This window comes from Phormidesmis sp. 146-20 (assembly GCF_052939475.1).
In genome coordinates, this window is sequence record NZ_JBJPHT010000001.1 from 208,500 (window position 1) to 223,526 (window position 15,027).

The following is a 15,027-nucleotide window of genomic DNA, read 5'->3' on the forward strand; positions in this document are numbered from 1 at the left end:
AAAACTTACCCTCATCATTCCTGTGGCACAGCAAGTTCCCGACACTCCAGAAATGGAACCCCTCACCCGCACTCAGGTACTCATCGCAATGGGAGTCACTGCCGTTGTTTTAATGCTGGTCGCCAAGGGTTGGATGCAGTTGGGTAACGTGACGCTGCTCCCAGTACGATTGACAGCAAAAGCAACCCTAGCAGGCATCGGGCTTGGGCTTGCCATAACTGCCGCCAGTTCGCTGGTCTATCGATTTTGGGGTGAGTATCGTCGAAGCGCAGACTACTACCTAGAACTCGTCCTCAAGCCGCTATTTTTTCTAGATTTGATCTGGCTAGGTTTGCTACCAGGGTTAAGCGAAGAACTGCTGTTCCGAGGTGTGATGATGCCTGAGTTTGGGCTAGATCTTGAAGGCGTTTTGATCTCCAGTGCTTGTTTTGGGGTGTTGCACTTGAGCAATCTAAAACAGTGGTCTTATGTGGTTTGGGCGACTTGCATCGGTGCACTTCTCGCTTACAGCGTCATCTGGACAGGAAACTTATTAGTTCCGATCGTCGCGCACATCTCCACAAACCTAATTTCTGCCTATACCTGGAAGTTAAACGCTCGATCGCAATCTGCTAAGTAGTTAATCCAAAACTGTAAAAAGTCACAAGCGCTATCCAATTATGGGCAGTGCTTTTTCTTATGTGAATTCGGCACCTGTTGAGCGTCAGAAAAAACCTTCTGCCTCCCATGTGACAGAGGAAATAAAGCGATGTCGTCTAGAAGCCGAAGCCCTAAAACTTGTTAAAGTGCGGAGTGCAAGGTTCTTTGCTAAGTTAGTCGCCAGAACCACCTGATTGGGGGCTTTTCACTTCGTTGCTTAGAGCTTCTGCCTGTTCTCGGATGATTTGCAATCCCTTGAGTGTATCTCGAAGTGATCGGAGCAAAAAGCTTCTTGGAATTTATGCAGAAGAACGATCGCTGCTCCCAAAACCATCTTTACCTCTACAAACCCTCAAACGCGAAAAGAGCCTTCCCTCCCAGGAAGACTCTCTTCAAACTAACCTAACTCAAGCACTAGACGGTCAAGACTAAGCGTTGATGGCTGGAGCAGACAGGGCGACAGGAGCCGCTTGCCCAGCAGCCAAGTCCAAGGGGAAGTTGTGAGCATTGCGCTCGTGCATCACTTCCATCCCTAGATTCGCCCGGTTGATCACGTCCGCCCAGGTGCCAATCACCCGACCCTGCGAGTCGATGATGCTCTGGTTGAAGTTGAACCCGTTCAGGTTGAATGCCATCGTGCTCACGCCCAGGGCGGTGAACCAGATGCCGACGACGGGCCAGGCACCCAGGAAGAAGTGCAAGGAACGCGAGTTGTTGAATGAGGCGTATTGGAAGATCAACCGCCCGAAGTAGCCGTGCGCTGCCACGATGTTGTAGGTCTCTTCTTCTTGCCCAAACTTGTACCCTGCGTTCGCGGATTCGTTCTCAGTTGTCTCTCTCACCAGTGAGGAGGTGACCAATGACCCGTGCATGGCGCTGAACAGGCTGCCGCCAAACACTCCGGCGACTCCCAGCATGTGGAAGGGGTGCATCAGGATATTGTGCTCGGCTTGAAATACCAACATGAAGTTGAAGGTGCCGGAGATTCCCAGGGGCATTCCGTCTGAGAAGCTGCCTTGTCCAATCGGGTAGATCAGGAAGACGGCGGTCGCGGCGGCCACAGGCGCGGAGTAGGCGACGCAGATCCAGGGGCGCATTCCTAGGCGGTAGGACAGTTCCCATTCGCGTCCCATGTAGCAGAAGATGCCGATCAGGAAGTGCAGGACGACCAGTTGGTACGGACCGCCGTTGTATAGCCATTCATCTAAGGATGCGGCTTCCCAGATCGGGTAGAAGTGCAAGCCGATCGCGTTTGAGGACGGAACTACGGCACCGGAGATGATGTTGTTGCCAAACATCAAGGAGCCAGCAACGGGTTCGCGGATGCCGTCGATGTCCACGGGCGGTGCGGCGATGAAGGCGATGATGTAGCAGATGGTTGCGGACAGGAGGGTGGGGATCATCAATACGCCGAACCAGCCTACGTACAGGCGGTTCTCGGTGCTGGTGACCCAGGAGCAGAACTGCTCCCACAGGTTGGCGCTTTCGCGTCTCTGTAGTGTTGTCGTCATGGTGAATAATTGCAATGCGTTTGTTTGATGTAGGGCGGTTTTCCGACCCATCCTTATAGATTAGAGCAATTATTTCCTTTTGTAAAGCGTCAAATTAAGATTGCTCTCATATTTGTAATTATCTTGTACCTGACGACTTCTGATTGTTGCTCGATTCCAACGCTATCTGTCCTCTCAGCCTTCTGAATACGAGAGTTATGAAGGTTCACCGAATTTAAGATTGCTAAGAGTTTGCTTAATATCGGTACTCAGAAATCGATCGACTGCCAAATAAATCCAGGAATAAGAGCGCTGATTGTCTTGACAAATGCGATCGAACCCCAGTAATCGTCTCATTTCTTCATAAATTGGATGAATCAAGAGCGAGTAGAGGTCGCAAAGTTCGGGAAAGTCAGATTGCATTCGTCTAAGCGTCACCTGAGTATCTTCTAGAAGCTTTTGGAGGGTGACGCTATTAATGAAGGGAGAATCGATCGCCCAAACCCGCAGAAAAACAGACGTGCAGCTTGTGTCCCCTGGCGGTGACATCTGAAACGGATCAATTGGGTTGTCAGTCGTAAGATAAAAACTTTTGCTGGGAGGCTGAAAGAAATTGAACTCTGACTCACTGCTAACTGGGTAGAGAATACACACCCCCACAATGTTGAGATTGTCTGAGCGACGCATCACACGCATTCCAGTAGGGTACTGCTTTGCCCATGTTCTCAAAGCTCTGGATATTTTAGCGATCGCCGCTCCGTCTCGTACCAGTTCTCCATAGCTGCGGGCAGTGAGATTAGCCACCGGAACGGCATCAGTGCGCGGGTTAAAGTCATCCATAAACAGATCTACAGGTTCTTCAACTTGCAGCATTGTCAACTCTGGCAGTGACCGCACTCTCAAACACAAGGTTTGTCCGTCATACTGCTTTTCTAATAGCCCCAAGGCTGCAAAGCGATCAATCATCATGCCCGCCGCGCGATCGCTTCCTCTCTCTTTGTTGCCGTAAAAGAGTTGAGACGCTTCTCGATGAGTGCAAACAATCAAGCCCTCTGGCGGGTCTAAATGAGTGAGGGGTTGAAGAATGCGTTCTCCTAGTTCTTCGCGTTGCTTGAGCAGTAGATAAGCCCAGAGTTTGACAAAATATTCGGCTCTACGTCGTGTCAGACCGCTGCGTTTTTGTAGAGTGGAACTGTAGATTTGCTGGCGGTCAACTGGGAATAGGTTGTCTAAAAATTCTGGATTCATGGAGCGGAACCACACAGGGACAAAGTGTTCAAAAAAGACCCGATCGGGTGACGCATTTTTGAGAACAATCCACTCAAAATGAAGATAATTCATTAGGAGCAGTCTCAAACTGATTGAGGTACATTCCAGGGAAGGAAGTCCAAGATGAGTCACAAAGACGAGTTAAGCGTTTTACCCTCACACCGTCCTTGTGGATTTATGGGTTTTGTAAGGTCGAAGATAAAAGCCAGGATGTCGAACGCTGAGTTTTGACATTGGTGTATCTAGCTTTGTCGCCTAGTGACTCAAGTAATTACGCAGAGCAAAGTTGCACTTCGGCAAGAAAATGAACCGATTTCTTGCTTGTAGCTCATTTACTCTCTACTGAGTGCCTATTTTATTCATTATTCAGCGCTTAAGTTTCGCTGGAGCAGATAAACCATTAAAACTTCACAACACTTCGGGTTACTTCACCTCCCTTCAGGTTCTTCTAGATTACTTCGGAACTCTGGAGTGCGCTACAGGTTACTCATTGCATCTTCGCGGTGACAAGTCGCAGAATATCCTCATGCTTTAGGATTCTGCTCTATGACAGCCCCCTTAGTTTTGATGTCGTCCAAAGTTCAGCCCGTGATGGGTGCCTGGTCGAGTTATCGTTCTCCAAGACGTAGTTCTGGTCATGCCTATGCTCGATCGGGCAAGCAAGCGAAAACAATTCCTTCAGAGAGTGGTTCGACGTTTGGTAGTCCTGGACTCAATGCCCTCTGGATTACGCTGATTGAGTCTATGCAAGATGGTGTCCTGGTAATTGCCCACAATCTGCTGCCCGTCTACACCAATATGAGAGCAAAGGAACTTTGTCAGCAAATGTTGATGCCTGATGAAGAGACAGAGGCAAGTCTCCCTGGGGTGATCACCGAGGCCTGTCATCGATTGCTCAAAGAGGGTTGTGTTACGGATGAAGCCCTAATGGTTGAGTATCAGGGGCATCAAGGACAAGTCATTCGCCTCCGGGTGCGTTGGTTAACGCTCAACTCCAGCAGAAATTCTTCTGAAGAGACTGAACCCTACATTTTGGTGCAGCTAGAAAACCGTCAAACGGAGCTTGAAGAAGACCTGCGAGTCGATCGTCAAAAGTATGATCTGACAGAGCGAGAAGCGGAGATTTGGATGCTGTTGCGGCAAGAACACACTTATCAAGAGATTGCTGAACTGTTGCAAATTAGTCTGAATACAGTGAAGACTCACGTTAAAAACGTTTACGCAAAGCGCAGAAGTTCTCTGGGGCAAAGAAGAGTCTGGTACTCCAGATAAATTAGTCGCCAAAAGTTGTCTGCTACCCGGTTTCGTGCAATGAGTGCTATGGATCAAAAAGACTCTGGACTTTGAACTTTGATCAGTTTCAGGTCTAGAGTTTTTTAATGTCTCTTAACCTGTATTGGATGAAACCTGCAATCTCTTCGAGTGACCTGCAAGGGGTTGTTCCTTCTCAAATGGTGACCTACAGCCCTGCTTACACGCTGGTTCCCACTTATGAGTGCTTTAATCGTTGTAGCTACTGTAATTTTCGCGCTGATCCGGGCACGAGTCCCTGGTTGTCTTTGACCAAAGCAGAAAAAATTCTCAAATCGCTGCAAAACGAGGTGATTGAGATTCTGGTTTTGAGTGGGGAAGTTCATCCGCAGAGTGCGCGGCGATCGAGTTGGTTTCAGCACATTTATGATCTTTGCGAACTGGCGCTTTCGCTGGGGTTTCTTCCTCACACGAATGTCGGCCCTTTGAGCTTTGAAGAAATGACCCGGCTGAAATCGGTCAATGTGTCGATGGGGTTGATGCTAGAACAACTGACTCCGACGTTGTTGAAAACGGTTCACCAGTCTGCGCCTAGCAAAGTACCAGAGGTACGATCGCAGCAATTAGTCTGGGCAGGAGAGTTACAAATTCCGTTTACGACGGGTTTGCTGTTGGGAATTGGCGAGACGGAGCGCGATCGCATTGAGAGCCTGGAAGCGATCGCCCAAATTCAACAGCGTTGGGGGCACATTCAAGAAGTGATTTTGCAGCCTTACAGTCCCGGACAGTTTGAAGCTTTTTCAAGTGAACCGTTTCAGCCCAACCAATTGCTGAAGTTGATTCAGACAGCCCGTCAGATTTTGCCTGAGTCCGTGGAGCTTCAGGTGCCGCCAAATCTAGTTCAAGATCCACAGATGCTGATTGCTTGCTTAGAGGCTGGGGCGCGGGATCTGGGCGGGATCAGTCCTTACGATGAGGTCAATCCAGATTATCCGCATCCCAAAGTTCAAGAACTGACAGATGTTCTCAAGCAAGCTGGCTGGGAGTTTGTTGCTCGGCTGCCTGTCTATGCCCAGTATGATGACTGGTTATCTGCCCGATTGCGAACGATCGTCACCCACTACCGCAGCAAAGGGCGGAGTGGCGTTTGAAGTGAGCGACCTCTTGCGGGTAACTCAAAGAGATTGTTTCCAAAAATTTGAAGCCACCTAAGCTGCAACCCCTACGCCCAAAAATTCCCGAACTTTCTGTAAATAAGTGGATGCATCTTCTAGCATGGGAAAATGAGCAGTGTTGGGAATCACAAAATATTCAATCTTGTCATTCTGAGCAGCAGCCTGACGACCCATTTCAGCGGGAATAATAATATCGTACTGTCCAGAAACAAGTAGCGTCGGCACCCTGATTTGAGCGAACTCTTGGGGCATCACCTCGGTTGCTTTTTTGCTGACAGAGGTGAAAATCGTTCCCAAAGCCGCATTGTAGTCCGCCATCAAGAAATCATCTAAAAAGGCGCGGCTGATTTCACCAGGGAGCGAACGATGCAAAAATCGCTGCATAAACAGCCGATCCACAAAGGGCAGTTTGTATAGCCATTTGGGACGAAACTTGACGACGTAGCCTCCAAACTTGTAGAAGGCGTTGAACGCTTTTTCGTCGTATTCAAAGGTGCCACTACAGGTCAGGATAGCCCGCTCTACTCGATCAGGGTACAGGTTCAAAAAGAAAGTGGCGATCGAAGCTCCCATTGAGTGAGCGTTTAGATAAACTCGCTTCAGCCCCAACGCATTGAGTAGTTCAGCTAAATCTTTGGCATAAGTTTCTAGCTCATAACTGAGTTCTGCTGCGGTTTCGGGGGGCGTGGCAAGGGGAGATTTTTCTTGCGAACGCGACCCCTCGCGGGTAACTCGAAGAGATCGCCCAAAGCCTCGCATATCGTAAAGCAAGCAATCAAACGTATCAGAAAGGGATTTTGCAGTACTTTCCCAGTAGCGAGACGAACCACCCCAGCCATGCACAAAAACCATCACAGGCTTGCCAGAAGGAATAGAGTCCTCTGACTGCGTAATCCATTCGTAGTAATGATTAAAACCGTTAACTAAAGCCTGTGCCATCGGAAAATCTTGAGTGATGAGTGTCGAGTGTTGAGCTTTCGTTAACTGACTCAGAATTCAACACCCATCCCTGATTTTAGGCTGATTCGGGCTTGGGAAGAGAGGAAGGATGCATTAATAGTTCTGCGGTCGATCGCTTCTCCACCATTTCGCGAGTGATCAAACAGCGCGTGACATCCTTGCGAGAGGGCAACTCATACATGACATCCAGCATCAGTTCTTCGACAATACTGCGAAGGGCGCGGGCACCTGTCTTGCGACGGTAGGCCTCTTGAGCGATCGCTCTCACAGCGTCTTGCTTGAACTCAAGCTGCACATTGTCCATTTTTAACAGTTTTTGGAACTGCTTCACCAAGGCGTTACGAGGTTCTGTAAGAATTTCAGTCAAAGCATCTTCATCCAGTGGATCGACAACTGCCATAACCGGAATCCGCCCAATGAATTCTGGAATCATGCCAAATTTCACGAGATCATCGGGTTCCAAATGTTTGAGGATGTCCGCTGCCCGTTTTTCTCTAGTGCTTTGATTTTCGGTGCCGCCCTGAACGAAACCCATCGATCGTTTGCCAATTCGCTGCTCAACGGCTTTATCTAATCCTACAAAGGCACCGCCGCAGATGAATAGAATGTTGCTGGTATCAATCTGAATGCAATCTTGGTAAGGATGCTTTCGCCCACCCTGCGGAGGGACATTTGCAACCGTTCCTTCTAGCATCTTCAATAAAGCTTGTTGAACACCTTCACCGGAGACATCGCGCGTGATCGAAGGGTTTTCACTCTTACGAGCAATTTTATCGATTTCATCAATGTAGATGATGCCACGTTGAGCCTCTTCGACATCCAGATCCGCAACTTGCAGAAGGCGCAGCAGAATGTTTTCGACATCTTCACCAACGTAACCCGCCTCTGTCAGCGTTGTAGCATCTGCAACCGCAAAGGGAACGTCTAGGATTTCTGCCAGAGTTTGGGCTAGTAGCGTTTTGCCGCAACCCGTTGGCCCAATTAATAAGATGTTAGATTTTTGCAGCTCAACTGTGTCATCAGAAGTCCCTTTACCGTTGCTCTTGGTTTGGGTAAAGCTGAGCCGCTTGTAGTGGTTGTAAACCGCCACTGACAAAACTTTTTTAGCTTCGTCTTGCCCGATCACATGTTCATCAAGATATTTCTTAATTTCCCGTGGCTTTGGAATCTGGCTCAGGGAGATATTAGCTGAACGAGTTCGACGCTTTTCGGGAGATTGCTCCTTACGCGGCACAGGCTGAGGAACTGAACTAGAGTCGAACAACTCCTCATCTAAAATTTCGTTGCACAAGTCTACACATTCATCACAAATGTAGACCCCCGGCCCAGCGATAAGCTTGCGGACTTGCTCTTGAGACTTGCCACAAAAGGAACATTTTAGATGGGAGTCGTATTTAGACATACCTGCCTCTTAACCTACGGGAACGGCGGACAAATCTGGTTTAGGGAGATTCTGCCGGGTGATCACTTGGTCGATCAATCTGTACTCTTTCGCTTCTTGAGCGGACATAAAAAAGTCACGCTCCGTGTCGGCTTCAATCCTTTCAAACGGCTGATCGGTGTGTTCAGCCAATAGTTCATTCAGCTTGCGCTTATGATAAAGGATTTCTTTTGCCTGGATCTCAATATCAACCGCTTGCCCTTGAGCACCGCCCAACGGTTGGTGAATCATGATCCGCGAACTGGGTAAGGACATCCGCTTACCTTTGGTGCCGCCAGAGAGCAGGAACGCGCCCATACTAGCAGCTAAACCAAAGCAAATGGTAACCACATCACAGCGAACCTGTTGCATCGTATCGTAGATAGCCATGCCTGCGGTCACAGAACCGCCAGGAGAGTTGATGTAAAGTTGAATGTCTTTTTCGGGGTCTTCAGCTTCGAGGAAAAGCAGTTGAGCGACGATCGAGTCTGCCACTGCGTCATCTACCGGGGTTCCAAGGAAAATGATGCGCTCTCTTAGAAGGCGAGAGTAAATGTCAAACGCCCGCTCTCCGCGCCCAGATTGTTCCACAACCATCGGGACGACGTTGCTGGGGGCTTGGGATACCACGTCCAAGAAGCTCAAGTTGGCAATGGAGTAATCGGGGATTTTTGAGTCAAACATAGAGTCAGGACGTTGCTTGAAAGCAATATGAATCAAGGGTTCTGGCGACAGTTCTTGGAGTTTTCACTTTGCGAACTGTGCTCAGGCTATGCACACATTATGCCTTAACTGATCTGAGACTGGGTTGTTCTGGCACAAAGACTTACTTTCGGTTGATCTAGCGAGGTTTGTGAAGGAATTTCAGCCCCAGACGGTAGTTTAACGCAAGATTAAGCGTCATTTTGATTCGGTTGGGGCTTCTTCGGTTTCGACGACTTCAGCTTCAACTTCTTCGGCTTCAACTTCAATCGCATCCGTTGCTGTGCCGATCGCGTCTTCGGCATCCTCATCGTCTTCAGCTTTCTTCAACGTTCCTTCGGGCACAAGCTCAACTGAATTATGCGCTTCTAGCCAGGTGAGAATCTTTTCCTTCAGCAAATCTTCAGCAACGGCCGTGCGGAGACGATCGGGATCAACATCGCGACCTTCGAGATCAGCCAAAACTTCTTTGACTCGCTCGTTAATTTCTGCCTCGGTCGTCTCGATCGCTTCTTGTTTCGCGACTTCGCCCATTGCTAGGGTGCGTTTGATGCGGTCGATCGCGTCGGGGCGAGATCGCTCCTTAAGCATCGGCAGCGTTTCTTGGTTCAACAATCGCTTGATGTCGATACCTTGTTGCTGAAGCTGCATGGCAGTTTGAGTCACCATAAACTCAACTTCTCGCTCGATCAGGGTTTCGGGTAAGTCAGCTTCAATCTGATTGAGCAGTTCGTCGAGAATGGCTTGTTCTTTATTCGATTTTGTTTTTTGCTCAACTTCTTCGCTAAAGCGTTTTTCCAGAGACTCGCGCAGGTCGGCGATCGTCTGATAGTCCCCGCCGCTAGCATCTTGAGCAAAATCATCATCTAATTCGGGCAGCTCCTTCTCCTTTAACTCTTTGAGGGTCATCGAGAAAATAGCTGGACGGCCCGCTAAGGTTTCCTGGGGGTAATCTTCGGGGAAGGTAACGGAGATTTCTTTATTTTCACCGGGGTTCATGCCAATGACACCCTCAATAAAGCCCTCGATAAACTGACCATCTTCGAGTTCTAGCTGAAAATCTTGCGCCTGACCGCCGGGAACGTCTTGCTCTCCAGCGTCTTCGCCTGCGGGAGTAAATTTCCCGTGGTAGTCAACAACCGCAGTGTCTCCCTTTTGAGCAGGGCGGCCTTCGACAGGCACCAGGGTCGCCATTTGTTTCTGATAATTGCCCAGCACTTGATCGACGCGATCGGGATCGGGCTTCACTTCTTCTGCCTGAACCGTCAGCCCCTGATATTGTTTGAGCGTCACTTCTGGCTGCACATCTACAGAGGCGGAGAACGTCAGCGGATTTCCTGGCTCATAATTGCCGATCAGATCATCAAAAGAAGATTTGAGTTGAAAGTTGCCGATCGCTTCAATCTTTTCCTGCTTGATCGCTTCTTTGAGCGCAGAATCGACGAGTTCTTCGATCGCCGCTGCCTTGATTCGAGCCGCCCCAAAGCGTTGGATTAGCACCTGACGAGGAACTTTACCTTTACGGAACCCAGGAATATTCATCGAGCGTGTGTAGTTTTGTAACACCTGCTCGTAAGCCTTTTTGGACATCTCCGACGGGATTTCGATCTCCAGACCAATTTGGCTGGCGGGGAGTTTTTCCTGGGTAACTTTCATTGGCGTATGAGTTGCAAACGATATATTTTTGATTCAGCAAGTTTGGCGGTGGTCAGACGATCGTAGCGAACTCTGTTTAGAATTGCTCTCGAATATTTCTGTCTGAGCAGCACCCTAATCTCAGGCGACAACTCCTCGTATCCCGAATTCTCCCAAACGATTGGGCATCGTTGACGCGACCGCAGTAAGCTATACTAACCGATCCTTGTGACACCTGAGTCGATCGTTTGGTTGAATCTTAAAATTCAGGTCATCTGCGATAATTTATGAAAACCATAGATAAGAACATTTAATTTCAACGATTGCTTCAAGTTCAACGATTGCTTCAAGCAAATTTACACAAATCTTGCTGCAAATTAATAGAGAACGCGATAGTCTCTAGGTGAATTTAGGTTTTATTGTTAAAGATCTTCTTCAGTCTATTCAAAACTTCTATTTCTGTGGGTTTGGAGGAAACTAATTTTGGGTCAATCCTATCGAGTTGCGATTTTAGGAGCGACTGGTGCCGTGGGTGCCGAGTTGTTAGAACTGTTAGAGAGCCGTGACTTTCCGGTTTCAGACTTAAAGCTGTTGGCCTCTGAGCGATCGGCAGGAAGTCCACTGCCCTTTCGCGGTGAGAAGCTGACGGTCGAGGCCGTGACAGCCAAATCCTTTCAAAATGTTGACCTTGTGCTTGCGTCGGCGGGGGCTTCGATCTCTAGAGCCTGGGTAGAAACGGCGATCGCGTCTGGTGCTGTGATGATCGACAATTCCAGCGCCTTCCGGATGGATGAAACTGTGCCGCTGATTGTGCCCGAAGTCAATCCCCAAGCGGCCGCAACCCATCAAGGCATCATTGCAAACCCCAATTGCACCACGATTTTGATGTCGGTGGCGATCTATCCTTTGCATCAGGTGCAGCCAATTCAGCGGATCGTAGCAGCTACTTATCAATCGGCGAGTGGCGCGGGGGCTAGAGCAATGGAGGAGGTCAAAACCCAGGCTCAGGCGATTCTGAATGGACAAGAACCAAAAGCTGAATTGTTTCCGTATCCCTTGGCGTTCAATTTATTTCCGCACAATTCTAAGCTTAACGAGCAAGGATACTGCGAAGAAGAAATGAAAATGGTGAATGAGACGCGCAAGATCCTTGGAGAAGACTCGCTGAGAATTACGGCAACTTGTGTACGGGTTCCCGTCTTACGTGCCCACTCTGAAGCGATTAACCTAGAGTTTGAGCGTCCATTTAGTGTCAGTCAGGCTAGAGAAATTTTGAGTCAGGCACCCGGAGTCAAACTGGTCGAAGATTGGCAGGCAAATTATTTCCCGATGCCGATCGATGCCAGCGGCCAAGATGACGTTCTGGTTGGTCGCATTCGCCAAGATCTCTCCAATCCTAACGGGTTAGAACTGTGGCTCTGTGGTGACCAAATTCGCAAAGGTGCGGCCCTCAATGCCATTCAGATTGCAGAGCTATTAATTGAGCGAAATCTGTTGAAACCTGCATTAGTCGCCAGAACTTAAGACAGAGGCGCAAACGGTGAGTCATAGAAGCTAATTTAGAACGTGATAAAAGGAGTGTTGAGAGCGTGTGGTGAATTTTGGACGTGTTCTAACCGCAATGATTACGCCATTCAGTGAGGATGGTGAACAGGTTAACTACGCTGTGGCAGAAAAGCTGGCGGTGCATTTGGCTGAGAATGGAACCGATACTCTAGTGGTCTGTGGAACGACTGGAGAGTCGCCAACCCTCACCTGGGACGAAGAATTTGAGCTATTCCAGGTGGTCAAAAAGGCCGTAGCTGGGAAAGCTAAAGTCATGGCGGGAACCGGATCAAATTCGACTAAAGAAGCGATCGCAGCCACCCAAAAAGCCGCTAAAATGAGGCTAGATGGGAGTTTGCAAGTTGTTCCTTACTACAATAAGCCACCCCAGTCAGGACTCTATCACCACTTTAGAGCGATCGCGCAAGCTTCACCCGATTTGCCGATTATGCTCTACAATGTTCCTGGACGTACAAGCCAAAATCTTTTGCCGGAGACAGTTGCGCGTCTTGCGGAGATTCCTAACATCGTCGCCGTTAAAGAAGCAAGCGGTAATTTGGATCAGGCAAGTCAAATTAGGCAGTTGACACCTTCTGAATTTGCGATTTACTCTGGAGACGACTCATTGACACTGCCATTAATGGCGATCGGGGGCAAAGGTGTTGTGAGTGTGGCAAGTCACTTAGTCGGCTCTCAACTTCAGCAAATGATCCAGGCATTTGAAAGCGGTCAAGTGCAAGCGGCAACTCAAATCCATCTCAAGCTTTTCCCTTTGTTCAAAGCACTTTTTCTGACAACAAATCCGATTCTCGTTAAGACAGCCCTAAAAATCCAAGGTTGGGATGTGGGTTCTCTACGCCTGCCGCTCTGCGATTCGGATGAAACGGCTCGGATAGCGCTCAAAAACGTTATGGATGAACTTGCTCTGCTGTGAGACAAGTATCCAACAGGTTTCTAGACAACTGAATACCTCAAGTAAATCCTTCGATCAACGTTCTGCGATCGTCTGTTTCTCCTAGTTTCTTCTATAAAGATGAATCTCTATGTACGGATAACAAACTTCCAATGCCTTTTGACTCTTAAGTGAGCCACACAGCCTTTCAACAAGTACAAATTACCCTTCAAACCATTGAAAACTGAACTTCCTAAACTATCCGATTCAAGGACGCAAATGACCCAAAGTAACGGTTCTGATACGCTTAAAATTATTCCGCTGGGTGGCCTACACGAAATTGGTAAGAACACCTGTGTCTTCGAGTATGGCGACGAGATTGTGTTGCTAGATGCAGGTCTGGCATTTCCCACCGATGGAATGCACGGTGTGAATATCGTGCTGCCTGACACGACTTATCTGCGCGACAATCGCCACAAAATCAAGGGCATGATTGTCACCCACGGACACGAAGACCATATTGGCGGCATTCCCTTTCACCTCAAGCAGTTTGACATTCCGGTGATGTACGGCCCGCGTCTGGCGATGGCCCTCCTTGAAGGCAAGCTGGAAGAAGCAGGGGTCGCCGATCGCACCGAGATCCGCACCGTTCGCCCCCGCGACATTGTGAGAATTGGCTCTTATTTCTTTGTTGAGTTTATTCGCAATACGCACTCGATCGCCGATAGTTTCACCGTTGCCATTCATACTCCGGTTGGGATTGTCATTCACACAGGCGACTTTAAGTTTGATCACACGCCAGTTGATGGTGAATACTTTGACTTTCAAAAGCTGGCAGAGTATGGCGAGAAAGGTGTTCACTGTCTGATCAGCGACTCGACCAATTCTGAAGTTCCGGGCTTTACGCCATCTGAGCGGGCGGTTTTCCCAAATCTCGATCGCATTTTTGGTCAGGCTCAAGGACGCTTGCTGGTGACCACTTTTGCCTCTTCCGTTCATCGAATCAATATGATTCTGGAATTGGCGAAAAAGCACAATCGCGTCGTGTCGGTGATTGGTCGATCAATGCTCAACTTGATTGCTCACGCTCGAAATTTGGGCTACATCAAATGTGAAGATGATTTGCTGCAACCGTTGCACATGACGCACAAGCTGCCCGACGAGAGCGTTCTGATTCTCACAACTGGATCGCAGGGTGAGCCGATGTCTGCGATGACACGCATTGCTAACGGTGAACATCGTCAAGTTAAGGTGCGGAAGGGCGACACCGTTGTGTTTTCTGCCAATCCGATTCCGGGCAATACGATCGCCGTTGTGAATACGATCGACAAGCTGATGATTCAGGGTGCCAAGGTGGTTTATGGCAAAGAACAAGGAATTCACGTTTCGGGTCATGGCGCTCAAGAAGACCAGAAGCTGATGTTGTCTCTGACTCGTCCTAAGTTCTTTTTGCCCGTTCACGGTGAGCATCGGATGTTGGTGAAGCACTCGCAGACGGCTCAGAGTATGGGCATCCCGGCTGAGAATATGGTGATCATCAACAACGGCGACGTGGTTGAACTAACCAAAGACTCGATCGGCATTGGTGGCAAAGTGCCTTCAGGGATTGAGCTAGTAGATACTTCTCGCTCTGGGATGGTCAACCAGAAGGTTCTCAAAGAGCGGCAGCATTTAGCAGGAGATGGCATCGTCACCGTTGCGTCTACTGTCACTTCAGAAGGTCGTTTGTTTACTAAGCCAGAAGTGCATTTAAGTGGAGTCGTGACGACGATCGAACGGTCTGTTTTGCAAGACAAAGTGGAAGGTGCGATTGAGGCGACTTTGCGCGATCGTTGGTCTGAGTTTGCTCGTGATCTAGACGGTCAGATTGAAGTGGACTGGACAGGTTTGCAGGTGCAGATTGAGCGTGAGATTCAGAGGTTGCTGAGACGAGAATTGCAGAGTAATCCGCTGTTGGTGTTCTTGATGCAGAGTCCTGAACCTGCGATCGTCAAGTCTGCACCCACTCGTCAAAGAGCCGCCACTAGAGTTGCTTCCTAGTCTGATAGT

The 15,027-nt window shown here is 48.9% G+C and carries 12 protein-coding genes; 6 read left to right on the top strand and 6 right to left on the bottom strand.

Annotated features, from left to right (window positions below; genetic code table 11):
- Positions 1-22: 22 nt before the first annotated feature.
- Entirely contained in the window at positions 23-619 is a 597-nt protein-coding gene (locus ACKFKH_RS01010; protein WP_446856354.1) for a CPBP family intramembrane glutamic endopeptidase, read from the top strand.
- Between the two features lie 448 nt (positions 620-1,067).
- Here ACKFKH_RS01010 and psbA read toward each other — a convergent pair whose 3' ends face one another.
- Together psbA and ACKFKH_RS01020 are read right to left on the bottom strand one after the other, a co-directional pair.
- A complete protein-coding gene (gene psbA, locus ACKFKH_RS01015) occupies positions 1,068-2,150 on the bottom strand; it encodes a photosystem II q(b) protein (protein ID WP_446856430.1) in 1,083 nt (360 codons plus the stop codon).
- A gap of 195 nt (positions 2,151-2,345) precedes the next feature.
- On the bottom strand, positions 2,346-3,470 hold the full coding sequence (locus ACKFKH_RS01020) for a hypothetical protein (RefSeq protein ID WP_446856355.1): 1,125 nt from the start codon (positions 3,468-3,470) through the stop codon (positions 2,346-2,348).
- A gap of 474 nt (positions 3,471-3,944) precedes the next feature.
- Between ACKFKH_RS01020 and ACKFKH_RS01025 the strand changes: the two genes are divergently transcribed.
- Positions 3,945-4,670, top strand: a complete 726-nt coding sequence (locus tag ACKFKH_RS01025) for a helix-turn-helix transcriptional regulator (protein WP_446856356.1) — start codon at positions 3,945-3,947, stop codon at positions 4,668-4,670.
- 107 nt (positions 4,671-4,777) lie between these two features.
- A complete protein-coding gene (gene cofG, locus ACKFKH_RS01030; protein ID WP_446856357.1) occupies positions 4,778-5,800 on the top strand; it encodes a 7,8-didemethyl-8-hydroxy-5-deazariboflavin synthase subunit CofG in 1,023 nt (340 codons plus the stop codon).
- Positions 5,801-5,857: 57 nt separating this feature from the next.
- Here cofG and ACKFKH_RS01035 read toward each other — a convergent pair whose 3' ends face one another.
- From ACKFKH_RS01035 to tig, 4 genes are all read right to left on the bottom strand, one after another.
- Positions 5,858-6,763, bottom strand: coding sequence for an alpha/beta fold hydrolase (locus ACKFKH_RS01035; protein ID WP_446856359.1), 906 nt, complete (start codon positions 6,761-6,763; stop codon positions 5,858-5,860).
- Between the two features lie 76 nt (positions 6,764-6,839).
- Positions 6,840-8,186 carry an ATP-dependent protease ATP-binding subunit ClpX gene (gene clpX / locus ACKFKH_RS01040; protein WP_446856360.1) on the bottom strand — a complete coding sequence of 449 codons (1,347 nt, stop codon included), beginning with the start codon at positions 8,184-8,186 and terminating at the stop codon, positions 6,840-6,842.
- A gap of 9 nt (positions 8,187-8,195) precedes the next feature.
- Positions 8,196-8,888 carry an ATP-dependent Clp endopeptidase proteolytic subunit ClpP gene (gene clpP, locus ACKFKH_RS01045; protein WP_446856361.1) on the bottom strand — a complete coding sequence of 231 codons (693 nt, stop codon included), beginning with the start codon at positions 8,886-8,888 and terminating at the stop codon, positions 8,196-8,198.
- Between the two features lie 216 nt (positions 8,889-9,104).
- Positions 9,105-10,562 (bottom strand): trigger factor, encoded by a 1,458-nt coding sequence (gene tig, locus ACKFKH_RS01050; protein ID WP_446856362.1) that lies wholly within the window; start codon positions 10,560-10,562, stop codon positions 9,105-9,107.
- A gap of 462 nt (positions 10,563-11,024) precedes the next feature.
- On the opposite strand from tig, the gene ACKFKH_RS01055 reads away from it, so the two are divergent.
- The 3 genes from ACKFKH_RS01055 (at position 11,025) to ACKFKH_RS01065 (ending at position 15,018) form a co-directional block, all read left to right on the top strand.
- The gene (locus ACKFKH_RS01055) at positions 11,025-12,065 is read left to right on the top strand and encodes an aspartate-semialdehyde dehydrogenase (RefSeq protein ID WP_446856363.1); all 1,041 of its coding nucleotides are present in this window, start codon (positions 11,025-11,027) and stop codon (positions 12,063-12,065) included.
- A gap of 70 nt (positions 12,066-12,135) precedes the next feature.
- The gene (gene dapA, locus ACKFKH_RS01060; protein ID WP_446856364.1) at positions 12,136-13,020 is read left to right on the top strand and encodes a 4-hydroxy-tetrahydrodipicolinate synthase; all 885 of its coding nucleotides are present in this window, start codon (positions 12,136-12,138) and stop codon (positions 13,018-13,020) included.
- A 237-nt stretch (positions 13,021-13,257) separates the two neighbouring features.
- Positions 13,258-15,018, top strand: a complete 1,761-nt coding sequence (locus ACKFKH_RS01065; protein WP_446856365.1) for a ribonuclease J — start codon at positions 13,258-13,260, stop codon at positions 15,016-15,018.
- Positions 15,019-15,027 lie beyond the last annotated feature (9 nt).